General features: G+C 63.1%; 21 protein-coding genes. 6 read left to right on the plus strand and 15 right to left on the minus strand.

The annotated features are described in order from the left end of the window. Positions 1 to 268 precede the first annotated feature (268 nt). The gene (gene sap1, locus P0D68_RS34110; RefSeq protein WP_091797677.1) at positions 269 to 607 is read right to left on the minus strand and encodes a surface attachment protein Sap1; all 339 of its coding nucleotides are present in this window, start codon (positions 605 to 607) and stop codon (positions 269 to 271) included. Between the two features lie 454 nt (positions 608 to 1,061). After that, entirely contained in the window at positions 1,062 to 1,604 is a 543-nt protein-coding gene (speG, locus tag P0D68_RS34115; protein WP_091800922.1) for a spermidine N1-acetyltransferase, read from the minus strand. A 260-nt stretch (positions 1,605 to 1,864) separates the two neighbouring features. Here speG and P0D68_RS34120 point away from each other — a divergent pair, with 260 nt between their 5' ends. Beyond that, on the plus strand, positions 1,865 to 2,068 hold the full coding sequence (locus P0D68_RS34120) for a hypothetical protein (RefSeq protein ID WP_408468814.1): 204 nt from the start codon (positions 1,865 to 1,867) through the stop codon (positions 2,066 to 2,068). A 101-nt stretch (positions 2,069 to 2,169) separates the two neighbouring features. Here the strand turns inward: P0D68_RS34120 and P0D68_RS34125 are convergent, their stop codons facing one another. After that, positions 2,170 to 2,595 (minus strand): HIT family protein, encoded by a 426-nt coding sequence (locus P0D68_RS34125; RefSeq protein ID WP_408187317.1) that lies wholly within the window; start codon positions 2,593 to 2,595, stop codon positions 2,170 to 2,172. A 69-nt stretch (positions 2,596 to 2,664) separates the two neighbouring features. Beyond that, on the minus strand, positions 2,665 to 3,600 hold the full coding sequence (locus P0D68_RS34130) for a GlxA family transcriptional regulator (protein ID WP_091797671.1): 936 nt from the start codon (positions 3,598 to 3,600) through the stop codon (positions 2,665 to 2,667). Between the two features lie 178 nt (positions 3,601 to 3,778). Here P0D68_RS34130 and P0D68_RS34135 point away from each other — a divergent pair, with 178 nt between their 5' ends. Further along, positions 3,779 to 4,591, plus strand: a complete 813-nt coding sequence (locus P0D68_RS34135) for an SDR family NAD(P)-dependent oxidoreductase (RefSeq protein ID WP_408303623.1) — start codon at positions 3,779 to 3,781, stop codon at positions 4,589 to 4,591. Positions 4,592 to 4,668: 77 nt separating this feature from the next. Here P0D68_RS34135 and P0D68_RS34140 read toward each other — a convergent pair whose 3' ends face one another. Further along, positions 4,669 to 5,196: an Lrp/AsnC family transcriptional regulator gene (locus tag P0D68_RS34140; RefSeq protein ID WP_091797665.1), complete on the minus strand. Its 528-nt coding sequence runs from the start codon at positions 5,194 to 5,196 to the stop codon at positions 4,669 to 4,671. Positions 5,197 to 5,348: 152 nt separating this feature from the next. Here P0D68_RS34140 and mdeB point away from each other — a divergent pair, with 152 nt between their 5' ends. Continuing rightward, a complete protein-coding gene (gene mdeB, locus P0D68_RS34145) occupies positions 5,349 to 8,090 on the plus strand; it encodes an alpha-ketoglutarate dehydrogenase (RefSeq protein ID WP_408303622.1) in 2,742 nt (913 codons plus the stop codon). 19 nt (positions 8,091 to 8,109) lie between these two features. Here the strand turns inward: mdeB and P0D68_RS34150 are convergent, their stop codons facing one another. The 7 genes from P0D68_RS34150 to P0D68_RS34180 form a co-directional block, all read right to left on the minus strand. Continuing rightward, complete coding sequence (locus P0D68_RS34150; RefSeq protein WP_408187320.1) at positions 8,110 to 9,222, minus strand: diguanylate cyclase; 1,113 nt, start codon at positions 9,220 to 9,222, stop codon at positions 8,110 to 8,112. Positions 9,223 to 9,282: 60 nt separating this feature from the next. Then, on the minus strand, positions 9,283 to 10,299 hold the full coding sequence (locus P0D68_RS34155; RefSeq protein ID WP_408303621.1) for a chemotaxis response regulator protein-glutamate methylesterase: 1,017 nt from the start codon (positions 10,297 to 10,299) through the stop codon (positions 9,283 to 9,285). Positions 10,300 to 10,316: 17 nt separating this feature from the next. Beyond that, the gene (locus P0D68_RS34160) at positions 10,317 to 12,713 is read right to left on the minus strand and encodes a hybrid sensor histidine kinase/response regulator (RefSeq protein ID WP_408303620.1); all 2,397 of its coding nucleotides are present in this window, start codon (positions 12,711 to 12,713) and stop codon (positions 10,317 to 10,319) included. Continuing rightward, complete coding sequence (locus P0D68_RS34165) at positions 12,710 to 13,390, minus strand: chemotaxis protein CheW (RefSeq protein ID WP_408303619.1); 681 nt, start codon at positions 13,388 to 13,390, stop codon at positions 12,710 to 12,712. The genes P0D68_RS34160 and P0D68_RS34165 overlap by 4 nt, the downstream gene beginning before the upstream one ends. Further along, a complete protein-coding gene (locus P0D68_RS34170; protein WP_408303618.1) occupies positions 13,383 to 14,783 on the minus strand; it encodes a CheR family methyltransferase in 1,401 nt (466 codons plus the stop codon). Before P0D68_RS34170 ends, P0D68_RS34165 begins: the two co-directional genes overlap by 8 nt. Continuing rightward, positions 14,780 to 15,244 carry a chemotaxis protein CheW gene (locus tag P0D68_RS34175; RefSeq protein WP_408303617.1) on the minus strand — a complete coding sequence of 155 codons (465 nt, stop codon included), beginning with the start codon at positions 15,242 to 15,244 and terminating at the stop codon, positions 14,780 to 14,782. The genes P0D68_RS34170 and P0D68_RS34175 overlap by 4 nt, the downstream gene beginning before the upstream one ends. A gap of 63 nt (positions 15,245 to 15,307) precedes the next feature. Then, a complete protein-coding gene (locus P0D68_RS34180; RefSeq protein WP_091797644.1) occupies positions 15,308 to 16,933 on the minus strand; it encodes a methyl-accepting chemotaxis protein in 1,626 nt (541 codons plus the stop codon). 287 nt (positions 16,934 to 17,220) lie between these two features. On the opposite strand from P0D68_RS34180, the gene P0D68_RS34185 reads away from it, so the two are divergent. Next, on the plus strand, positions 17,221 to 17,547 hold the full coding sequence (locus P0D68_RS34185; protein ID WP_091797641.1) for an ecotin precursor: 327 nt from the start codon (positions 17,221 to 17,223) through the stop codon (positions 17,545 to 17,547). A gap of 82 nt (positions 17,548 to 17,629) precedes the next feature. On the opposite strand, the gene P0D68_RS34190 is transcribed toward P0D68_RS34185, so the two are convergent. The 3 genes from P0D68_RS34190 to mnmE all read right to left on the minus strand — a co-directional run bounded on the left by P0D68_RS34190 (position 17,630) and on the right by mnmE (position 20,818). Beyond that, entirely contained in the window at positions 17,630 to 17,791 is a 162-nt protein-coding gene (locus P0D68_RS34190) for a hypothetical protein (protein ID WP_177205047.1), read from the minus strand. A gap of 245 nt (positions 17,792 to 18,036) precedes the next feature. Further along, on the minus strand, positions 18,037 to 19,251 hold the full coding sequence (locus P0D68_RS34195) for a tyrosine-type recombinase/integrase (RefSeq protein WP_408303616.1): 1,215 nt from the start codon (positions 19,249 to 19,251) through the stop codon (positions 18,037 to 18,039). Between the two features lie 172 nt (positions 19,252 to 19,423). Further along, a complete protein-coding gene (gene mnmE / locus P0D68_RS34200) occupies positions 19,424 to 20,818 on the minus strand; it encodes a tRNA uridine-5-carboxymethylaminomethyl(34) synthesis GTPase MnmE (protein WP_408303615.1) in 1,395 nt (464 codons plus the stop codon). A 369-nt stretch (positions 20,819 to 21,187) separates the two neighbouring features. On the opposite strand from mnmE, the gene P0D68_RS34205 reads away from it, so the two are divergent. Together P0D68_RS34205 and P0D68_RS34210 are read left to right on the plus strand one after the other, a co-directional pair. After that, complete coding sequence (locus P0D68_RS34205) at positions 21,188 to 21,604, plus strand: helix-turn-helix domain-containing protein (RefSeq protein WP_408303614.1); 417 nt, start codon at positions 21,188 to 21,190, stop codon at positions 21,602 to 21,604. Positions 21,605 to 22,005: 401 nt separating this feature from the next. Next, positions 22,006 to 22,413: a transcriptional regulator gene (locus tag P0D68_RS34210; protein WP_091797629.1), complete on the plus strand. Its 408-nt coding sequence runs from the start codon at positions 22,006 to 22,008 to the stop codon at positions 22,411 to 22,413. Positions 22,414 to 22,540: the final 127 nt, after the last annotated feature.

Here is a 22,540-nt window from a genome sequence, read left to right on the forward strand (position 1 = left end):
ATCGACACGGCTCCTCGCACGACGAGCCAACGGTTGTTCCTGCGCTTTGCGAGAAGGCGTACTGCCGATGCGGATCGACATAATCCGCATCGGCTTTTTTCTGTCCGTTTCCCAAGCGAAGTGGACGCGCACAAATAAAAACGGCCAGGCATTTGATGCCCAGCCGATTTTTAACTCACAGGTTCACCGTCTCCGGCTTTTTAAAAGCCAGAGAATCGACGCACGCAAAATCACATTCCGGCATTCCGCCGGAATGACGGCGCTTAGCTTATTGCTTGATGAATCGATCGTTTGCCCAAAGTCCTTGCGTGTCGCTATTGCCGGAATTCACGAATTCGACGTCGTGACCAACCACGCGCACGACGCGGAAACTCGAATTTTCCGGTGTGGAGACACACTGATATCCAGAGAAAAATTCCTGCATCTTTTGCTGTTCACCGGCTTGCGCATGCTGGTCGGCGGCGTCGAGTTTATCCTTCGACAGGCAGCCATATGCGTTGGCCTTGAACTGAATGGTTTGCTGCGGCTTGATCATGACGTCTTGCGCCTGAACAGTGGCGGCAGCCAATCCCGCAATGGCGAAAACAAGGGCGATTCGCATTTTCATATTTTCCTCCGGTGCGGGTGGATACTCAGGTTAGCTATGTATTTAACTTTAACGTTGAACCCGCACCTTGCACTTTAGGAGAACGCGAGAGAACGACAAGCACATCTTGTGTGCGGTCGCAACAGTGGCGAATTGTCGCACCATGCTTTGCGGCTGCTTAATTGCTGGGCAACGGTTTAAGTGAGTGTGATTGCCGTGGTTAACGCAGAGACGGGCAGGGTGCGCCGCTTTAGCTAGTAACGTTTTGCGCCGCGTATTCGCGTAAACGAGCAGCCTCAATTAAGCGATTTACTACAATAAATTCCGCGCGTTGGTGCATTGCACACAAAGTCATTCAACTGACCAAAATAAAATCACGAAATAACGGTGTATTTGCAGAAGATAAAGAGTGCCAGGTGCAACAAGCTGTGTCGGCAGAGTTCGCTGGGATGGCAGCGCTGTGCCCGGCCGCACTTCATCGGACCTGCTGGTTCATCTTGAAGAACTCGTCCTGAAACATGCACATGCGCAGGGCGTTGTGATAGCTGCCGTTGCCGAAAAATTCCTCGATCAACTCGGCCTCGTGCCTGAACCCGCACTTCTCGTAAACGTGAATGGCCGACGTATTCGACTTGTCGACGATCAGATAAACCTTGCGCAAGTTCAGCACTGAAAACGCATAGTCGGTAGCGAGTTGGGTTGCCAGAGTCGCATAGCCGCGGCCTTGCGCATGGGGCGCGATGATGATCTGAAACTCGCCACGCCGGTGGATATAGTCGAGCTCGATCAACTCGACGACGCCGACCGTTTGCCCTTCGTTGTCGATCGCCACGAAGCGGCGCTCGCGCAGGTCGTGCACGTGCTGGTCGTAAAGCTGCGTCAGTTCCGAGAAGGTCTCGTACGGCTCCTCGAACCAGTAACGCATGATTTTCGCGTTGTTGTTCACTTCATGGACGAAGCGAAGATCGGTACGTTCGAGCGGGCGCAACGTGAGTTCGCTGCTACGTTCGGTAGTCATTGGATTCCCCTTGAGAACTTGTTGGTCTGAGTGCGCGCGTGCCATATCGGATCGAGCGCCTTTCAGTTAGTCAGGTCTTGATGCGGGGAGTTCTTGCAACCTCTTGCACTCCTGTGCCACCTTTTTGCAACGCGCGAGGCGGCATGCGGGTTTGGCGAGGCGAGGGCGTCGCATTGCCGCAGGCTCGCGAATGGGCGCGCTCGCGCAATTGTGAGCGGCGCGGCACGGTATGGGTACGCGCGGTGCTCTACAATGAAATCATGCTCCCGCGATCGGAGGCCACCGTGATCGAGCACTTGATATTGGGCGTCTTTCTGGTCATTCCGCTGCTCATCGTCGCGTTTCTTTTCTCCGACGAATTGTGGCAGGAACACCGGCATCTGCACGAGATGCGACCCGCGCACCTGAAACCGCGCCGCATCGACTGGCGGCATCCGCTGCGCCGTTCGCGGCATCGGCTTTAACGCGCCGCGCTGGCTCGCCAATTGATTCGCCTGAGATTGAATACCGCGAATTTTCGCAGCCGTTTCGGCGCGCGGGAGCGCGCGCGTCACTTACTCACCCCTTAGTCGGCACGCCAATGCGCGCGAATGCGTTTAGCAAGCGCTTCGAGCGTTTCCGCATCGGCGACGTCGCGCGCGTGCATGCGCAGCGGCTGGCCTTCCCAGCGCGGAATCACGTGAAAATGCACATGCGCCACCGTTTGTCCCGCGGCGGCGCCGTTGAATTGCCCAATGAACACACCATCCGGCCGCAAGGCCGCGCGCACCGCGATCGCGAGCTTCTGCGTCATGCGTATGCATGCCACCGTCGAAGCATCCGACAACTCGAAAATCTCCGCCACGGCTTCCTTGGGCACCACCAGCAGATGGCCGTCGGCTTGCGGCATCAGGTCCATGAAGGCGAGGGCGGCATCGGTCTCGGCCACTTTGATGCAGGGTAGTTCGCCGCGCAGAATCCTCGCGAAGGGATTGCTGTTGTCGTAGGTCATCGCGTTCCTCTCATGGTGGAAGGTCATATCGGTTGTTGCTGCGGTTGGCGATATTGTCCATCACCTGTGTTACATCACGCGCGCCGCACGCTTGATGGCCTGCGGCGGCTGGCCGTACGCCCGTAGAAACGCACGCCGCATCCGTTCGGTATCGACAAAGCCGGTTTCCGCGGCCACCGCCTCCATGGAATGGCGGCCCGCTTCCAGCATGGCGCGCGCGGCTTCGACGCGCAATGACTCGATCGCTTTGGCTGGGGATTGGCGGGTTTCGTCGCGAAACGCGCGGCTGAACTGACGGGGGCTCAGGTGCGCGACGTCGGCGAGTTGCTCGACCGTCAATGGCTCGCGCAGATGGCTTTTGGCGTACGAGAGCGCGTTCTGGATGCGATCCGATTTTGGCTCGAGGTCCAGCATGGCCGAGAACTGTGACTGGCCGCCGGTGCGGCGGTGATAAACCACGAGTTTCTTGGCGATGGCGCGGGAAACCTCGACGCCGAGATCGTTTTCAACGAGCGCCAAACACAAATCGATGCATGCGGTCATGCCGGCCGACGTCCACACCGAGCCGTCGACGATAAAGATGCGGTCCTCATCCACGCGCGCTTGTGGAAAGCGCTGTTGCAGATTGCGGGCGTGAATCCAGTGGGTCGTGGCGTGGCGGCCGTCCAGAATCCCGGCCTCGGCCAGTACGAACGCGCCGGTGCAAATGCTGGCGGTACGCCGGGAGGCGACCAGCGCGTCGTTCAGGAACGCCAGCAATCCCGGCGACGACGGCGCGATCTGCATCGCGCCGGTGACCACCACGGTGTCGTAAGCCGGATCGCCGAACGGCCGGGTGGCGATCTCGACGCCGGCCGAACTGCGCACCATGCCGCCATGCTCGGAAATGATCTCCACGTCGTACTCAGGCTGGCCGGCCTCCAGGTTCGCCAGTTCAAACACTGCGACCGCCACCATGTCGAGGATCTGAAAGCCGGGAAAAACCACCACGCCGACGTGTCTCATTGCAATGTCCTAAAACGAGGTAAATACGACATTTGAGACAAAAGAGTACGCGCCTACACTTGCCTCGTCAACACCGCAATGCAACGCGAAACAGCGCAGCGGCGGAGGTTTCCAGGTTTTTCCCATTCATCGGACAGGGCAGAGGCGCAACGCGCCGCGCCCGCAAGGAGAGATACACATGGCAACGCAAACAGGCAAAGGCACGGCATTGGTGACGGGCGCATCGTCGGGTATCGGCGCGGTGTATGCGGACCGCCTCGCGCGGCGCGGCTACGACCTGATTCTCGTGGCGCGCGACGCAGCGCGGCTGGACGCTCTGGCGGGACGTCTGACGACCGAGACCGGCCGCCGTATCGACACGATCACGGCGGACCTCACCGTCAAAGCCGACGTGCTGCGCATTGAAGAACGGCTGCGCGCGGACACAGGGATCACGATGCTGGTCAACAACGCGGGTGTCGGCGCAACCGCCTCGCTGATCGACTCGGACGTGGATGCGCTCGAAACGATGATCGATCTGAACGTCACGGCGCTCACGCGTCTGACGGCGGCCGTCGTGCCTGGTTTCGTGGCGCGGGGTAACGGCATCGTGATCAATATTTCGTCGATCGTCGCGCTCTCGCCGGAACTGTTGAACGGCACGTATAGCGGCACCAAGGCCTATGTGCTCAACCTGACGCAGTCGCTGCATCACGAAGTGGGCGACAAGGGCGTGCAGTTGCAAGCGGTGCTGCCGGGTGCGACCAGCACGGCATTCTGGGACCGTGCGGGTCTGCCGGTCGAGCATCTGCCGTCGCAGATCGTGATGAGCGCCGAGGACATGGTGGACGCCGCGCTCGCCGGCCTCGACCAAGGCGAACTGGTGACGATCCCGTCATTGCCCGACGCCGCCGACTGGGAGCGCTTCAACAACGCGCGCCAGCACTTGCAGCCGAACCTGTCGCACAAACTGCCGGCCGCTCGTTATAAGCGCGTTGCGGCAACGGCATAAAGCGCCGATAAGCGCCGATAAGCGCACTAGCGGCAAATCAGTAGAAGGGCAGACAAAAGCACGCCCGTGGCGCGCCCTTAACGCCAGTCAGTCGACACGTCGTCGGGATCGACCAGCGTCAATCCCGACGATGGCAGCGGCAGCGCCGTCTTGTAGCGCACCTGCTTGAGCGCGAAGCTCGAGCGGATATTGGAGATGCCCGGAATCTTCGTCAGATGATCGACGATAAAACGCTCCAGCGTCTGCATATCCGGCATGACCACGCGCAGCAGATAGTCGGCGTCGCCCGTCATCAGATAGCACTCCATCACTTCGGGCCGCTCCGAAATCGCCTGTTCGAAGCGCTGCAACGCGTCTTCCACCTGCTTCTCCAGACTCACCTGAATGAACACGTTGATGCGCAGCCCGAGCGGCTCCGGGTTCAGCAGCGTGACTTGCTGCTTGAACAGGCCCAGCTTCTCGAGCGCCCGCACGCGGTTGAAGCACGGCGTGGCCGACAGGTTCACCGAACGCGCCAGATCCGAATTGGTGATGCGCGCGTTTTGCTGCAACTGGCTCAGGATGCCGATGTCGATGCGGTCGAGTCGTCTGGGTGGCGTGGCCATAGATGAAATATTCCGTGTCGTGGGGAAATTCCGGAACAAATAGCCTATCGCAGCGCGCAACCACAAGCAAATGAGACGCTCATTTTGCAGGCACGTGGTTACCATTGACTCATTCGATCTTGATCTGAACGCGGCGATGCGGGAGTGGTGCCATGACGGATTTGTCCAGCGGTAGCAAGCAAGTGCGGTTTTTGAACACAGAGCATGCGCACACCAGGGAGCAGGCCGATCCTGATCCGCAGGAAACCGCCGAATGGCTGGCGGCGCTCGACGGCGTGGTCGCGCATGTCGGCCGCGAGCGCGCGCAGTTTCTGTTCGACAAGCTCGCGAGCCATGCGCTGACGCTTGGCGTGGAATCGGCGCGCACGAACGTGACGCCGTATCAGAACACCATCCCGTTCGAGCAACAACCGCGCTATCCCGGCAATCTCGAACTCGAAGAGCGGCTCGCCGCCGCGCTGCGCTGGAATGCGCTCGCGATGGTGGTGCGCGCGAACAAGGCTTACGGCGAACTCGGCGGGCATATTGCGAGTTATGCGTCGGCGGCGGATCTGTTCGAGGTCGGATTCAACCATTTCTTTCGCGCCGCCGCGCCGGGCGGCGAGGCCGGCACGGGCGACCTGATCTACTTCCAGCCGCATTCGTCGCCGGGTGTCTACGCGCGGGCTTTTCTCGAAGGTTTCCTCTCCGAGGAGAACCTGCAGCACTACCGGCGCGAGATCGGCGGCCCGGGCTTGTGCTCGTATCCGCACCCGTGGCTGATGCCGGACTTCTGGCAGTTTCCCACCGGCTCCATGGGCATCGGGCCGATCAATGCGATTTATCAAGCGCGTTTCATGCGGTATCTCGCCAATCGCGGCCTTGTGCAAACGGAAGGCCGCAAGGTGTGGGGCTTTTTCGGCGACGGCGAGATGGACGAGCCGGAGTCGACCGCCGCGCTGTCGCTGGCCGCGCGCGAGGGGCTCGACAACCTCGTGTTCGTGATCAACTGCAATCTGCAGCGTCTCGACGGTCCGGTGCGCAGCAACGGCCGCATCATCGACGAACTGGAGGCGCAATTCATCGGCGCCGGCTGGAATGTGATCAAGGTGATCTGGGGCTCGGATTGGGACGCGCTGTTCTCGCGCGACCGCACCGGCGCATTGCTGCGCGCCTTTGCGCATACCGTCGACGGCCAGTTCCAGACCTTCTCCGCGAACGACGGCGCGTACAACCGCGAACGCTTCTTCGGTCTGAACCCGGAGCTTGCCGCGCTCGCCGCGCAACTGAGCGACGACGACATCGACCGCCTGCGTCGCGGCGGCCACGACGTGCGCAAACTGCACGCGGCCTACGCGAAGGCGCTGGCGCACCAGGGCCAGCCGACGGTCATCCTCGCGAAGACGATGAAGGGCTTCGGCATGGGCACCTCGGGCCAGGGCCGCATGACCACGCATCAGCAGAAGAAGCTCGACTTCGACGACCTCAAGGCGTTTCGCGACCGCTTTCGCCTGCCGCTCACGGACGAGGACGTCGAACAGGTGAAGTTTTACAAACCAGCGGAAGACAGCCCGGAAATGCAATACCTGCACGCGCGCCGGGCTGCCTTGGGAGGCTATCTGCCCAGAAGGCGGCGAGTCGCATCGAAGGGGCTGATCGTCCCGCCGGTGTCCTCCTGGGGGCAATTCGCGCTGGACTCCAATGGCCGCGACATGTCCACCACCATGGCGCTGGTTCGCATGTTGACCGCGCTGCTCAAGGACGCGGAAGTCGGCCCGCGCGTGGTGCCGATTGTCGCCGACGAGGCACGCACCTTCGGCATGGCGAACATGTTTCGCCAGGTCGGCATCTATTCGCCGCTCGGGCAGTTGTACGAGCCGGAAGATCTCGGCTCGATGCTGTACTACCGCGAGGACACGAAAGGCCAGATTCTCGAAGAGGGCATTTCGGAAGCAGGCGCGGTGTCGTCATGGATCGCGGCGGCGACCTCGTACAGCGTGCACGATGTACCGATGCTGCCGTTCTACATCTACTACTCGATGTTCGGTTTCCAGCGGATCGGCGACCTGATCTGGGCGGCGGCGGACCAGCGTGCGCGCGGTTTCCTGATCGGCGCGACGTCCGGCAAGACGACGCTCGGCGGCGAAGGCTTGCAGCATCAGGACGGCACGAGCCATCTGGCGGCATCGACGATTCCGAATTGCCGCGCGTACGACCCCGCGTTCGCGTACGAGGTTGCCGCGATCGTGGACGAGGGCATGCATGAGATGCTCGACGTGCAACGTGACGTGTTTTATTACGTCACGGTGATGAACGAGAACTACGCGCAGCCTTCGGTGCCGGGCGGCAATTTGCAGGCGCTGCGCGAAGGGATTCTCAAGGGTATTTATCCGCTCGCCACGCCAGCGCAGGAGGGCACGCAAGCCACGGTGCAATTGCTCGGCGCCGGTGCGATTCTCGGTGAAGTGATCGCGGCTCAGCAGATGTTGAAGGACGATTGGCAGATCGACGCCGCCGTGTGGAGCGTGACGAGCTTCACCGAGTTGCAGCGCGACGGCATGGCGGCGGAACGGCTCGCACGTCTTGGTGAAGCGACCGGCGCGCCGTATGTCACGCAAGCGCTTGAAGCGTCGCAAGGCCCGATCATTGCCGCGACCGACTACGTTCGCGCCGTGCCGGAGCTGATCCGCGCGTATGTGCCGCGCCGCTACGTGACGCTCGGCACCGACGGCTTCGGCCGCAGCGACACGCGCCAGGCGTTGCGCGAGTTCTTCGAAGTGGACCGCAAGTCGATTGTGATCGCCGCACTGAAAGCCCTGGCGGACGAGGGCGCAATCGACGCGAGCCGGCTTGCCGAAGCGCGTCGCAAGTATCTCGGCGACGCAGCGGCCGGCGCGGCGTCCTGGCAATGCTAGGAACGCGCCTCGCGGACGATCAGTCGCTCACCGCGACCTGGTTCTTGCCGTCCCGTTTCGCGCGATAGAGGCCGATGTCGGCGGCTTCGATCAGCTTCGTCACCGGCTCGGCGAGCGACGGCACGAGCGTCGCTGCGCCGATGCTGATCGTCACCACGCCGGCTGCGGAGCCCGAATGCGGAATCGCCAGATCTTCGATTGCGATGCGGATTTTTTCCGCAAGCAGACGCAAGCCACCGGCCGACGTGCCCGGCACCACCACGGCGAACTCTTCACCACCGAAGCGCGCCGCAAGATCGGGCGAGCGTCCGAGGCATGATTCGACGGTGTGCGCGACACGTTTGAGCACTTCGTCGCCGGCGACGTGGCCATAGGTGTCGTTGTACGCCTTGAAGTTATCCACATCGATCATCAGGAAGCCGAGGCCGGTCTTGTCGCGTGTGCCGCGACGCCATTCGGCCGCCAGATATTGATCGAGGTAGCGCCGATTCGACAGGCCCGTCAGGCCGTCCGAATGCGTGAGGCGCTGCAATTCCAGATTGGTCGCGAGCAATTGTTGCTGCGATTGACGCAGCGCCTGGTAGGCCTCGTCGCGTTGCAGCAGATTCAGATACGAACGCGAGTGATAGCGGATGCGCGCAATCAGCTCGATGCGATCCGGCAGTTTCACCAGATAGTCGTTGGCCCCTGCCGCAAAGGCGGCGCTCTTGACGAGCGGCTCTTCCTTGGTCGACAACACGATGATCGGAATGTCGCGGGTCGCCGGATTCTGCCGGTATTGGCGCACGAGCGTGAGTCCGTCCGTGCCCGGCATCACCAGGTCCTGAAGGATCACCGTCGCGCGCGTTTCGGCGGCGCAGCGCAGCGCGTCGTCGGGCGAGGCGCAGTAGTGGAAGTCCACGCTCGCTTCGTCCGCCAGCGCCTGACGCACCGCTTCGGCGATGATCGCCTGGTCGTCGACCAGCAACACCATGATCGGACACTCGGCCGCGGGCGGATTGCCGAGAATGCGCGCGAGCGCATCGTCGACGGCGAGATTGGCCGCGTCCACCGCGTCCAGCGTCTGCGCGTTCGCGTCGACTTGCGCGAGATCCCGCGCGGCGGCGTTCTGATGCGGTTCAGGAGTGTCCATGTCGTTCAGCCAGAAAAGATGTCAGTGAATCAAAGCGGGTCATAGGCGGCGAGTACGCGGCTAGCGCGAGCTGACCGCCGTCGCGAGCGCGGCGGCGATGCGCGGCAACGGCAGGATCGCGGCGGCGGCGTCGAGCGCCGCGGCCGCTTTCGGCATGCCGTACACGGCGCTGGTCGCCTCGTCCTGCGCGATCGTGTGATAGCCCTTGGTGCGCATCGCCTTGAGTCCGATCGCGCCGTCGCGGCCCATGCCGGTCAGCAGCACGCCGACGGCGCGCGCCGGCCAGCGGGCCACCACGCTGTGAAAAAACACGTCGACGGAAGGGCGATACGGCGTCTCTTCCGGGACGCGCGTGTAGCCGAGCACGTTGGGCAGTTTCAGATGCAAGTGATCGTCGGTGGCGGCGAGCAGCACGACGCCCGCTTGCGGCCGGTCGCCTTCACTGGCGATTCGCACCGGCAGCGCCGATTGCTGATTCAGCCAGTCCGCCATGCCGGCGGCGAAGGCCGCGTCGACGTGCTGCACGATCACGACGGCCGCCGCAAAATCCTTGGGCAGGCCGGCGAGCAGCGTGGCCAGCGCAGCGGGTCCGCCCGCCGATGCGCCGATCGCCACCAGCGGCGTGTCGCGGTTCGTCGCGCAGGCGGGCGTTGTCGCGGCGGCTGCGCCGGGTGCGTTGCGTTCCTTGACGAGCGCCGCGATACGGTCGATTTTCGCGATCAGCGTGGCGATGCTCTTGTGCGCATCGGGACCGCTCAGCGACGGCGTATCGACGGCGTCGAGCGCGCCCGCGCCCATCGCTTCATAGACGCGCCACGCGTTCGCGCCCACGTCGACGGTGACGATCAGGATCGCGCAGGGTGCGCGCGCCATGATGCGGCGCGTGGCCTCGATGCCGTCGACGTTCGGCATCACCAGATCCATCAGCACGATGTCGGGCCGCTGCGCCGTGCAGAAATCGACCGCCTGCTGGCCGTCCTGCGCGATCCACAGCACCTCGTAGTCGTGGCGTGCCGCGAGTGCGCGACGCAGCGCCTCGACGGCGAGCGGCATGTCGTTGACGATTCCGATTTTCATCCGTTTTGCCCGTAGGTTTAACCGTAAGCTTCGCCGATCAGATCACGCACCGCATCGAGCAGTGCTTCGTCATGAAAACTGCCTTTCGCCAGATAGTAGTCCGCGCCCGCATCCAGCCCGGCGCGGCGGTCCTCTTCGCGATCCTTGTACGAGACGATCATCACCGGCAGTGACTGCAACTGCGGATCGCGCTTGATCAGCGTGACCAGTTCGATGCCGTCCATACGCGGCATGTCGATGTCCGTGATCACGAGGTCGAAGCGCTCGCCGCGTACCGCGTTCCAGCCGTCCATGCCGTCCACGGCGATCGTCACGTCGTAACCGCGCATGGCGAGCAGCTTGCGTTCGAGCTCGCGCACGGTGAGCGAATCGTCGACCACCAGCACGCGACGGCTGGTACGCTGAGCCGCGTGCGCGACGCCGTGCTGCGTATGCCGGAGATCGCCGCCCGCCACGAGCCGTTCGACGGAGCGCAGCCAGTCGTCGACATCGGCGATCAGGACCGGATCGCCGTTCTCCATCAACGCGCCGGCGGTGATGTTTCGAATCTTGCCGAGGCGCGGATCGAGCGGCTGCACCACCAGCATCCGCTCGCCGAGAAAGCGGTCGACCACCACGCCGTAGGTTTGCGGGCCGTCGCCGATCACGATCATGCTGACGGCGTCGCTTTCATCCGCGGGCGGCGCGGTGTCGAGAATCTGATGCGCGGTGACGACGCCGATACGCCGGCCGGAAAAAGCGATGTGCTGATGCCCTTCGAGCAATTCGATCTCGGCGCGGCTCACGTGCAGCGTGCGGTTCACATGCGCGAGCGGCACCGCGTACGGCTCGCCCGCGACTTCGATCAGCAGACTGCGGATCACCGAAAGCGTCAACGGCAACTGCAATTGCACGCGCGTGCCGAGACCCGCCTCATGCGTGATCCGCACCGTGCCGCGCACGCGTTTGACAACGTCGTGCACCGCGTCGAGTCCGACGCCGCGGCCCGACACGTCGGTCACCTGATCGCGCAGCGAGAACCCCGGCAGGAACAGGAATTCGAGCAACTCGGCTTCGGACAGACGCGTGGCCGTTTCCTCGCTCGCGAGCTTCTTGCGCACGATCGACGCACGCAGCGCGTCGAGATCGATGCCCGCGCCGTCGTCGGAAACGGTGATGAGCAGCGCGCCGGCCGTGTGACGCGCGTCGAGCGTGAGCGTGCCTTCCTCCGGCTTGCCGCGCGCGAGGCGCACGGCGGGCGCTTCGATGCCGTGGTCGAGCGCGTTGCGCAGCATATGGCCGAGCGGCGCTTCGAGCAGATCGAGAATGTCGCGGTCCACCTGCGTGGATTCGCCGACCAACTGCCAGCGCACCTTCTTGCCGAGCGAACGCGCGACGTCGCGCACCATCCGCGCGAGGCCGCTCGTGCCGTCGCCGAATGGCCGCATGCGGCATTGCAATGCGGCGTCGTAGAGCTGTTGCGACAGATGCGTCGAGCGACGGTCGAAGCTCTCCAGATCGGCGAGACGCTCGGCCAGCAGATGCTGCGATTCGGCGGTGAGGCGGCGCACTTCTTCGAGCGCGGCCTGGGCGCGCGGATCGAGCTTCAGATCGGCAAGCGTTTCGTGCAGTTGATCCAGCGCGCGGGTGCTGTCGCGTTGGACGCGTTTGACGCGCAGCATGGATTGCGCGAAGGGTTTCAGCCAGCGCGATTCGACTAGCGATTCGCCGGACAACGACAGCAGGCGGTCGAGGTTGTCGGCGCGCACGCGCAGCATGCGGCCGGATTCGGCCGTTATGTTGCTGGCGCTGTTCGCGCTGTTCGATGCGGACGGTTTTGCGGATGCGGCGTCTGGCGCATTCTGCTGCGTGGCCTCGGCGCGCAACGCGTCGGCTATCAGGTTGAACGCGGCGTCGGGGTCCGGGCGTGGGTCCGCGCTTGAGCTGACAGCAGGCGTGGGCGATGCCGCGGCTGCGCTCGGCGCGGGTTCGGATACCACTGCGGCTGGCGAAGTCACATCGCGCCGTATTACGGCCCCGTGCGGCAACACGTCAACCATACGCGCCTGCAACGAGGCCACGCACGCACCCACCGCATCGCGCGCAGATTCGTCCTCGTCATTGCCGATACGCGCGACGATATCCACGCCGCGCAACAACTCGTCGATCCAGGCCGGGTCGAGCAACGCGCGCCCTTCCTGCGCGGCAACGAAGCAATCCTCCATGGCGTGCGCGAGTTCGACGCCGACCTGCACGCCGACAATGCGCGCCGCACCCTTCAACGAATGCGCGGCGCGCATGCAGGCCTCGAGCGCGGCGGCATCGCGCGGCGCGCGATCGAGCGCGAGCAGTCCGTCGTTCAGTACGCGTGCCTGCGTCCGCGCTTCTTCGCGGAACAGATCGATTAGCGACGGGCGGCGCGGCTCGTCGGTCATCCGAGACTCCGGTTCAAAGTGTCGAAGAGCGCGTCGGCGTCTAGCAGGCCAACGCTCATGCCGCGCCACGGTGCGACGGCGCGCGTATGCGCGGCGGCCGCTTGCGAGAGCGTGGCGGGCGGCGGGCAAAAACTGGCCGCCGCGATGCGGTGCACGCCGTCGACCTGGTCGACGGGGAACACCGCGTGTTCTTCCGCGCGCGAAACCACCAGCAAACGCGGCAGATCGTGGCGAGCACGGTCGTCGCGCGCGGCGGTATCCGTTTCGAAACCGAGCAGGTGCGCGAGCGACAGGCACACCAGCAACTCGCCTCGCACATTCACCACGCCGAGCACCGCGCGATGCTGCCGATGCGGCAACGTGTGAATCGGCCGCGTCTGCACGATGCGTTTGAAGGTCGGCGTGGGCAGCGCCAGCCATTCGTCGCCGATGCGAAACACGAGGAACGATTCGCTTGCGCCCTGCACATCATGCTGCGCTTGCGCCGGCGCGCGAGCGTCATGCAGCGAGAGATCCACCTGGGGAATCGGCCGCTCCAGCAGTTTGGCTGCAGCGGCTTCGAACACCGGGCAATTCAGGCAGCGCACATGCTCGACGAGACGCTCGCACGACGAATCGCCGCGCACGCCGATGCGATTCCAGCAGTCGTCGAAGCTCACCGTCTGCGCGTCAGCCACGTTGCGCTCCCTGTGCGCGCGCCGCGCGCTGCATCAACAGGCGCGCGCCGTCGCGGTCGCCCTCGAGTTCGAGCGACGTCGCGAGATGCGCGAGCGCTTCCGCGTGCTGCGGATCGAGATACAGCGCCTTGCGATAGTGTCCGCGTGCGAGGTTCGCGTCGCCGTTGGCATCGGCGAGAACGCCGAGCAGATAAAACGCGTCGGCGTGCGGAGCGTGGTGCTCCAGATAGGCGTTGATTGCTGAAGCGGCTTGCGCGAGGCGGCCGGCGTCGGCGAGTGCACGCGCAGCCTGCAACGTGTCCCTTGCCGCGTGGGTCGTTGCGGGGCTTGGCGCGGACAGCGGGTTGGGTACCGACGACGCGGCTATCGACATCTTGCGCATGGGTGGCGCGAACTGCGTGGCGCCGTGGAACGCCGTGCGCGCGCCCTGACCGGGCCACGCGAAAGGCTGCGCGGACAACGCTTGCGCTCGCGCAAGAGCGGGCATTTGTGAAGGCGTCATCGCGAGCGCGGCGGCGGTGGGGAGCGGCGCGGCGCGCCAGCCGTTCGACTGCGCTTCGTCGGGCGCGCCGCGATGAAATGCGAAGGCCAACGGGATCCTGGCGGACTGCATACCGTAGCGCATCAGCAGCCCGGTTTCCGCAGGGCCTACGAACAGCGTGCCGTTTTCGGCCAGCACGCTATTGAGCGCCTGCAACGCTTTCTGCTGCGCGTCGCGGTCGAAGTAAATCAGGACATTGCGGCAGAACACGAAGTCGTAGACGCCAAGCGCCGACGCGTCGAACTGCATCAGATTGGCGCGCGAGAAGCGCACCGCTTCCACGATGCGCGGCGCAAGACGCCAGCCGTCCTCGGTACGCGTGAAGTGCGCGTCGCGAAACGCAAACGCATTGCCGCGAAACGAATTGCGCCCATATACGGCGCGCTGCGCGACGGCGAGCGAACGGTCGCTGATATCCATCGCGTCGATACGCAACTGTGTGGCGTCGATGCCCGCATCGAGCAGCGTCATCGCGATCGTGTACGGCTCCTCGCCGGTCGAGCAAGGCAAGCTCAGGATACGCAGCGGCAGTGCGCCGCCGCGTTCGGCAAGGCGCTCATGCGCGAGCCGCGCAAGCGCCTTGAACGCGTCGGCGTCGCGGTAGAACCAGGTCTCCGGCACGACGACCGTTTCGATCAGCGATTGCAGCATGGCCGGCGAAGTTTGCGCGGCTTCCCAATAGTCGGTCAGCGTGGCTTCGGCGTGACCCTCCGCGTACCAGGCGGCGGCGCGCTGATCGACGGCACGTTCGATCGCGCTATGACCGAGCGACGCCGCGTCGAGCCCCATGGTCCGATGCAGCAGTTCGGCGAAGCGTCGATAAAGCGGCGCGTTGTCGTGATGCGCGTTCATGCGTGCGCCTCGGGAAACAGGAGCGCCTTGACGTGGTCGGGCAGCAGATGCTCGACGCGAATCCACTGCACGAGGCCGCCCGCATCGCTCGCGACCGGGCCGAGATAGCGCGCGTGCGGCATGTCGAGGCCGGCATGCTGAAATGCCGCCACGTCGAGGCGAATGGTGCGCGTCGCGCCTTCCAGCAGCAGCGCGAGCAGACGCGTCGTGCCCGCATGCGGATAGCGCACCAGCACCACGCGCGTGGACATGAGTTGTGCTGCGGGGCGGCCGAGCGCGAGCGCCGGCAGATCGATCAACGGCAGCGGCGCGCCTTCGTGATCGAGTACGCCTGCCACCCATGAGGGCGCGCCGGGTATCGTCTTAGGCGGCGACTGCGGCGTGAGCGGCATGAGACGCTCCACCTGCGTTGCGTCGATCACGTACCGTTCGCTATCGAGCGTGAAGAGGACGAAGAGCATCGGCATGTGCGTGGGCGATGGATAGGCGTGCGGGGCCGGTTTCGAGCTGCGCGCCGTGGCGCGTCAGGCCGTCACCTTGAAGCGCGACACACCCGTGCGCAGACTATTGGCGACGTGCGTCAGATCGTCGATCGCCTGGGTCGACTGGCGCAGCGATTCCGCGGTCTGTTGCGCGGCCTCCGAGAGTTGCGTCAGTGCCTGGGTGATCTGCTCGGCGCCGGTGGCCTGCGTTTGCATGCCTTCGTTGACCATCGAGAAGCGCGGCGCGAGTTGTTGCACCTGCTGGATGATCTCCGTGAGATGGCCGCCGACGTTCTGCACGTCGAGCATGCCGCGGCGCACTTCTTCGGAGAACTTGTCCATGCCCATTACGCCCGCGGCGACCGCCGACTGGATCTCCTTGACCATCTGTTCGATGTCGTAGGTCGCCACGGCGGTCTGGTCGGCGAGGCGGCGGATTTCCGTGGCGACGACCGCGAAACCGCGACCGTATTCGCCGGCCTTTTCCGCTTCGATCGCGGCGTTCAGCGAGAGCAGGTTGGTCTGGTCCGCGACCTTGGTGATGGTGGCGACGACCTGGTTGATGTTGCTGGCTTTCTCGTTGAGGATGGCGAGCTTCGCGTTGACGGAGCCGGCCGCTTCCATCACTAGGCGCATGGTTTCTTCCATGCGCGCGAGGCCGGCATGGCCGGTGCCCGCGAGCACCGCCGACTGGCCGGCCACTTCCGACACCTCGTTCATGGTGCGCAGCAGATCGCGCGAGGTCGCGAAGATTTCACGCGACGTGGCGCCGATTTCGGTCGTGGTGGCGGCGGTTTCGTTCGCGGTGGCTTGTTGTTCGCGCGAGGTCGCGGCGATTTCAGTGACCGACGTGGTGACCTGCACCGCCGACTTCTGCGCCTGGCCGACCAGCGCGGTGAGTTCGTCGGTCATGCGGTTAAAGCCGGCTTCGAGCGCGCCGATTTCGTCCGCGCGATTCAGTTGCAGGCGTTGGGTCAGGTCGCCCGTGCGCATGACGTCGACGACTTGCAGCACCTTGGCCATCGGCATGGTGACGGCGCGCAGCAGCCAGTAGCCCGCCAGCGCGGCGACGACGGCGGCGGTGAGCAGCATGACGAGCAGCACGATGCGCGTCGTCTCGACCGAACTGCGGATGCTGTCTGCGGCCTGGTCCGCGTAGCCTTTGTTGTTCTCGACGAGCTTGCGCACGGAGAGCCGGCCGGTTTCCCAGAGCGGTGTGAGTTGCGTATTAAAAATGCGTGCGGCGTTGTCTTTCGAAGATGGCAACGCGTCCAGCACCGACGCCTGGATCGGCAGGTACTGCGCCTGTTGCTGACGGAAGTCGTTGAAGAGGTCGCGATCGACGTCGCGGAAGATCGTCGCGCCGTAATCGCTGATGAGCTTCTGGAGCGTTTGCTGGGTCTCCTGCAAACGGGCTGTGTCGCGCTTCACGGTGTCCGGGTCCGCGTCGACATAGATGAGGCGCTGCGTGACGCTGTAGTTCTCGAACCACGCCGCGCGCATTGCAGTCGCGTAGTAAAGGCCGGGCATCGAGTCCTGCTGCTGGCTCTTCGCATCGCGGTCGATGCCGCCGAGCTGCTGGAAGGTGACGATTGCCATTGCCAGCATCACGATCAGCACGATCCCGAAGCTGCACAGAATCCGTTGCCGGATGGTCCATTGTTTCACGCGAACGCCCCTTACTTTTGGCTTTGTCTCGACCGGTGTTGTCGACGTGGTCTGTCCTGAATCGACGGGTCGGAAAGCTTTACAGGTCGTCAGATTTACCCGACGGCTTATGTGGCGAATTTTACATTGATCGGGCGAATGCCAGGCGAACAAAGGAACTGGAGGCAGGTTCGCGACGAGCGCCGGTTAGTGCGTTACATGAGTAATGTGCCGTTACCACTTGCAGCATCTATTTCCGCGTGCGCCAGCCACAATCGGTTCCATGCCTGAACGGCGAGGAGTCAAACATGAAAAAGATCGCAGTGGCGTTGTTGATGGTGGGAAGTCTGAGCGTAGCCGGGCAAGCATCGGCGCACGGCAATGGTGGCGACGTGGTGGGTGCGTTGATTGGTGGCGCCGTGCTGGGGGCCGTAGTGACCTCCGCGCTGAATCCGGCGCCCGTGGTGGCTTACCAGCAGCCGGTGTACGCGCAGCCGGCGTATCAGCCCGCGCCCGTGTACGCCCAGGCGCCGCCGGGATACTGCTATGACCAGTACCAGCGCGCCTATGTGGCGTGCGGTGCGCCGCCGCCGCCCGCGCAGTATGGATATCCGCAACCGCAACCGGGTTGGTGATTGCGCAGCGCGCGCATGCTGTGCGCGTCACAGTAAAAAAGGCCGTCGCTCTATGCGACGGCCTTTCATTTCATTGCGCTGTTTAGTGCTTGTGATGCAGCCACTCCGCGTAGTGCGTGTCGAGCCAACGCTCGAGTTTTTGCGGCTTTGTCTTCTGGTGGTAGCGCGACGCGGCCCAGATTGCCACGCCGACCAGCAGCATCACGGTAGGCCCCAGTAAATAAGCTATCAGTGATTCAGACATGGGAGCCTCCGTATCGGGTTGCGTGCAACCTTCAGTGTAGGCGATCAAACGCGGGAAAAAAGGACCGCGTGATTCAATCGTGGCGCATGCTTGATGGTGTGGGATTTCTCCCTTTCAAAACCTAGCGTGAACTTCAATTTCTCAATTACGGCAATGAGTTACGGCTGACGTGAGTGGTGCTGTGTACCAAATGACGGCTTGTTGTGACAGCCGGCGGAACGGCACCAGGATTGTTGCAGGGCCTTTCAGGACGAGGCGGTCATGGCGTCGCGGACGCCCTTGATCTGCTCGTCGACGAAGTCTGCCCAACGCTGCATGATTCGGCGCTGATCCGCTGCGTTTTCCGCATTCGCGCCTGGCTTCATGCGCTCGGGCACTTCGCCCGCATTCTGGTCGAGCGCGTCCGCGTGCTCCGTCATCTCGCGCAGGTGTGCCGCCGCAGTGCGCCGGAAGTCATGCAGGACGAAATGCTCCACGTCGAGACCCAGTGCCTTAACGGCCTGGTTCAACGTACTTTTGGCGATGGGCCGGTCGTCGCCCCTGACGCTCGGGAATACGAAGTTTCGGCTGGCTTTGGCGTGCTGCAGCTCGCGCAGCATGGAAACCGCCTGATGCGAAAGAGGCACACGCTGATCGCGGTCTTTTTTCAGGCGCGCGGCGGGGATCGTCCATAACGCTTTGTCCAGATTGAATTCGGGCCACGTCGATTCCACCAGGTCCGATTTGCGCGCCATGGTCAGCACCAGCAGATGCAGCGCCAGCTTCAGGGGCCGGCGGATGCTCGACGCGTCGATCGAGCGAAACATGGCGCCGATTTCGTCGCCCGAGAGCACGCGGTTGCGAGTGTCGAAGGTGGCGATGGAGCGCGCCGGAACGACCTCGGCCGGGTTGCTGACCGCGAGTTGCCGCGCAATCAGATACTCATAGAGACGTTTGATCACATTACGCGTATGCAGCGCCATTTTCGGCGAACCGCGGCTTTTGATTCTGTCGCATATCGCGACGATATCGGTGGCAGTGACGGCTTTGATCGGCATGTGGCCGATGGCGGGCAGGACGTCCTTGTCGAGCGCGCGCCGCGTGGTGCGGCGATACTCCTCCGACTTGCCCGCCATTTCCGTCGCCAGATAAAGCTCGGCGGCCTCGCGCAGGACGTCCGCCTTGCTTTCGGCGCCGCGGTCGCGCCGCGCCGTGGCGACCGGCGAAATGCCTTGAGCAACCATCTCCGCATACTTTTGAGCTTTCGCTCGCGCGACGCGCAGGGAGATCATCCGGTAATCGCCGATCGTGGCGAGCGGCTGGCGCTTGCCGTTTAGCGAATAGCGGAAGCGCCAGACCTTGGTGCCGGTCGTCATGACTTCGATGACGAGACCGTTGCCGTCCGCGACGCAATAACGGGTGGCGCGCGGTTCGAGCGCGCGGATCTGGGCTTCGGTGAGGGGAACGGCTAGACGGGGCATGCTCGGATCGTTCAAACACGGACAGCGGCGATTTTAAACCTATGCCGGCTGTGTACCAAAGAATTTGCTGTTTTTGGGTCAACGAAGGGAGTTTTTGCATCCGCGATGGCACGCTCTCGGTGCTGCGGGAAGTCTTTCAGGTCGGCTTTCTTGGCAAAGAGGCAATCCGCGTTCACTTGCCGATACAGAATCTGCTAAAAATCACTCCGAGAAGATCATCCGAACTGAATTCACCGGTGATCGAATTCAACTGGTCTTGGGCGAGGCGTAGTTCTTCAGCGAACAGATCAAGCGCCTGCGAGTTTTGATCCGCATGCGCGGCGGCGGTCGCGAGATGCTCTTCGGCGGCGCGCAGTGCAATCAGATGACGCTCGCGCGCCAGGTACACGCTTTCCGCGCCCGCTTGCCAGCCGGCGATTCGCAGTAACTCGTCGCGCAACAGCGCCACGCCGTCGCCTTGTTTGGCCGAGAGCCGCACTTCGCTCAGTTCGAGTTCGGCGTCGAGCGTTTGCGCTGCTGGCGCGAGGCCCGTCAGGTCAGTTTTGTTCAATACGCGTACCACTGGCACCCCGACCGGAAAGCGTCCGGCGATCACCTCGTCTTCGGCTGTCATGCCGGTGCGTGCATCGAGCAGATGCAGCACGACATCCGCACGCTCGATCTCATTCCAGGTACGCGCAATGCCGATTTTTTCGACTTCGTCCTCGGTATCGCGCAGGCCGGCCGTATCGATCACGTGCAGCGGAATACCTTCGATCTGAATGGTCTGCGCGACCTTGTCCCGCGTCGTGCCGGCGATCGGCGTGACGATGGCCAGCTCCGCGCCCGCCAGCGCATTCAGCAGCGACGATTTGCCGACGTTCGGCTGCCCGGCCAGCACCACTGAGAGGCCTTCGCGCAACAACGCGCCTTGCCGCGCTTCGCTCAGCACGTGGGCGAGCCGCTCGCGAATCCGCGCGAGCTTGCCGCGGGCGTCGGCGGCTTCGAGGAAGTCGATCTCTTCCTCGGGGAAGTCGAGCGTCGCTTCGACGAGCATGCGCAGCGTGATCACGTCTTCCACCAGCGCGTGAATGTCGCGCGAAAACGCGCCGTCGAGCGAGCGGCCCGCTGAGCGCGCGGCGGCCTCGGTGCTGGCCTCGATCAGGTCGGCGACCGCTTCGGCTTGCGCCAGATCCAGTTTGTCATTGAGGAACGCGCGGCGCGTGAATTCGCCCGGTTCGGCGAGACGCAGACCGAACGCGCGGCCGGCATCGATGCAACGTTGCAGCACGAGTTGCAATACCACCGGACCGCCGTGTCCCTGCAGTTCGAGCACATGCTCGCCGGTGTAGGAATGCGGCGCCGGGAAGTACAGCGCGATACCACGGTCGAGCGCGTTGCCGCTCGCGTCGAGGAACGGGACGTAGCTGGCGTGGCGGGCCGCGAGCGTCTGACCGGTGAGCGCCTGCATGAGCGGCTGGGCCGCCGCCTCGCCCGCTCGTCCGAACGAGATCCGCACCACGCCGATCCCTCCCCGGCCGGGCGCGGTGGCAATGGCGACGATCGGATCGGAATCGGTGGCGAGCATAGAAGCGTGGCAGAAAAACAGAGAGGAGGGCGGGGTGCCGGCGGTCAACGCGGCGCGAGGCATTGTAACGCGGCGGTGTGTGAAGGCTGACCGACGGCGCGGCGGAGCCGTCGTTTTGACGACTCGGAGCTGATTTCGGATTTATCTCACAAAAGCTAAATTGTGCCTCGATTTTTTGAGAATACCTGTAACTTCACGAGATGACCCTGTGCCCATCAGACTGTAGAAAAGAGCAAAAACGCACAATTTTTTAAAATCGCGGCACATCACGGCTGGCGCTGGCCAAAGCTAAAAAAATGAGAGATTTTCGATAATTGCTAGCCTGGTTGGTTGAGAGCCAATGGCTCGGCCGCTTGCACAATCCGATGCGTGACGACCAACCCATTGAAAGCCGCATTTGCCGAACGACTCAGCCGCTCGATGAAGCGGCGCAATATTTCCAACGTGGCCGAGCTCTGCACAAAATTCAATCTCCTCCACACTGGCGCAGATGTGACGGATCAGGCCATCTACAAATGGCTCAATGGAACGACGATGCCACGCGCGGCCAACCTGCGCACGTTAGCTAAATTGCTAGACGTGGATAAGCATTGGCTGGCCTACGGACTGTCGAAGGGTACGAAGGCCAAGCCGCTCGCGCCCGGCGAGAACTATCCGCTTTCGGCCGAGACGATCAAATGGGAGCCGCAAAAGGGTGCGCTGGTTTTGACGATAAACCTCGAAGACCGTGCCGGATTCCAGGAGGTGACTGTCCGCCTTACTAGCCAGAATGGCGAGGAAAGTTAGTGAGGGTGGGGCCTGCAGGCCTTTCCTTTGATTGCTGATGCATTCGGCGCTCAACGGCTTCGTACCCACCGGCCTCGGTAGTACCAGATCGTGTCGACCTAACATCCGGACGATCCGGACGACTGCGCCGCCTGCCGGACTGCCTGTCGGTTAACGCCACAAGCAAGTCGGATTTATCTCAATTAGGCTAGGATTGCTACCGCGTTTCTTGCGGAAAAATAGGACGCCGCCGAACCTTAAGGCCACGAGCGGCCCACCGCACAACGAAAAACAACAAAAAATGACAACTTCGGCAGACGCGTTGTTCGGCGGCGCCTGCAAGCTAAATGTATCTCAAATAAGCTATAACGAAGCCTGGCTGGTTGTCAACTGGTTGAACGTTGAATTGCACAATCCGGCCCATGCCGACCAACAAAGAAAAAGCCGCCTTCGCCAAACGGTTGAAGGACCTGCTAGAGCCGCTGAAAATTCGCGGCGGGACCAAACTCGCCGAGCAATTCAATCTCCGCTACCGGGGTGAACGTGAGGTTACGCCGCAAACCGCTCACAAGTGGTTATCCGGTACGACGATCCCGAAGCCGGACAAGTTGCGCACGTTGGCCGAATGGCTGAACGTCAAGGAGCATTGGCTTCACTACGGACCGCCACCGGGCACGAATGCGAGGCCGTTGGCGCGCGGTGAAAAATATCCGCCGACGCCGGAGACGATCGAACTTGCTTCGAAGATTCAGTCGCTGACGCCGAAAGACCGCTTTCTGGTCGAAGAGATGATCGTGCGCTTTTACGGCGAGGATGCGGAAGGAGAGTAACGACCGCATCGTCGTTTGAGCGCGTTTAACCTGACCATAAAAAATGCCGCCCGGTTTGCACCGGGCGGCATTTTCTTTCGCTGCTTCGTTGCCGGCCAGACGCGGCTTGCATCAGCCTGCGCTAGCG

It is taken from the genome of Paraburkholderia sp. RL17-380-BIE-A (assembly GCF_046028085.1).
In the GTDB taxonomy this organism is placed as follows: domain Bacteria; phylum Pseudomonadota; class Gammaproteobacteria; order Burkholderiales; family Burkholderiaceae; genus Paraburkholderia.

What these genes read in the sequence shown, in the direction of transcription:
- P0D68_RS34150 (WP_408187320.1), bottom strand. Translation starts at nt 9,222, where the DNA reads ATGGACACTCCTGAACCGCATCAGAACGCCGCCGCGCGGGATCTCGCG.
- P0D68_RS34135 (WP_408303623.1), top strand. Translation starts at nt 3,779, where the DNA reads ATGGCAACGCAAACAGGCAAAGGCACGGCATTGGTGACGGGCGCATCG.
- P0D68_RS34140 (WP_091797665.1), bottom strand. Translation starts at nt 5,196, where the DNA reads ATGGCCACGCCACCCAGACGACTCGACCGCATCGACATCGGCATCCTG.
- P0D68_RS34175 (WP_408303617.1), bottom strand. Translation starts at nt 15,244, where the DNA reads ATGCTCTTCGTCCTCTTCACGCTCGATAGCGAACGGTACGTGATCGAC.
- P0D68_RS34210 (WP_091797629.1), top strand. Translation starts at nt 22,006, where the DNA reads ATGCCGACCAACAAAGAAAAAGCCGCCTTCGCCAAACGGTTGAAGGAC.
- P0D68_RS34195 (WP_408303616.1), bottom strand. Translation starts at nt 19,251, where the DNA reads ATGCCCCGTCTAGCCGTTCCCCTCACCGAAGCCCAGATCCGCGCGCTC.
- P0D68_RS34125 (WP_408187317.1), bottom strand. Translation starts at nt 2,595, where the DNA reads ATGACCTACGACAACAGCAATCCCTTCGCGAGGATTCTGCGCGGCGAA.
- P0D68_RS34170 (WP_408303618.1), bottom strand. Translation starts at nt 14,783, where the DNA reads ATGAACGCGCATCACGACAACGCGCCGCTTTATCGACGCTTCGCCGAA.
- P0D68_RS34130 (WP_091797671.1), bottom strand. Translation starts at nt 3,600, where the DNA reads ATGAGACACGTCGGCGTGGTGGTTTTTCCCGGCTTTCAGATCCTCGAC.
- P0D68_RS34190 (WP_177205047.1), bottom strand. Translation starts at nt 17,791, where the DNA reads ATGTCTGAATCACTGATAGCTTATTTACTGGGGCCTACCGTGATGCTG.
- speG (WP_091800922.1), bottom strand. Translation starts at nt 1,604, where the DNA reads ATGACTACCGAACGTAGCAGCGAACTCACGTTGCGCCCGCTCGAACGT.
- sap1 (WP_091797677.1), bottom strand. Translation starts at nt 607, where the DNA reads ATGAAAATGCGAATCGCCCTTGTTTTCGCCATTGCGGGATTGGCTGCC.
- P0D68_RS34185 (WP_091797641.1), top strand. Translation starts at nt 17,221, where the DNA reads ATGAAAAAGATCGCAGTGGCGTTGTTGATGGTGGGAAGTCTGAGCGTA.
- mdeB (WP_408303622.1), top strand. Translation starts at nt 5,349, where the DNA reads ATGACGGATTTGTCCAGCGGTAGCAAGCAAGTGCGGTTTTTGAACACA.
- P0D68_RS34155 (WP_408303621.1), bottom strand. Translation starts at nt 10,299, where the DNA reads ATGAAAATCGGAATCGTCAACGACATGCCGCTCGCCGTCGAGGCGCTG.
- P0D68_RS34160 (WP_408303620.1), bottom strand. Translation starts at nt 12,713, where the DNA reads ATGACCGACGAGCCGCGCCGCCCGTCGCTAATCGATCTGTTCCGCGAA.
- mnmE (WP_408303615.1), bottom strand. Translation starts at nt 20,818, where the DNA reads ATGCTCGCCACCGATTCCGATCCGATCGTCGCCATTGCCACCGCGCCC.
- P0D68_RS34120 (WP_408468814.1), top strand. Translation starts at nt 1,865, where the DNA reads ATGCTCCCGCGATCGGAGGCCACCGTGATCGAGCACTTGATATTGGGC.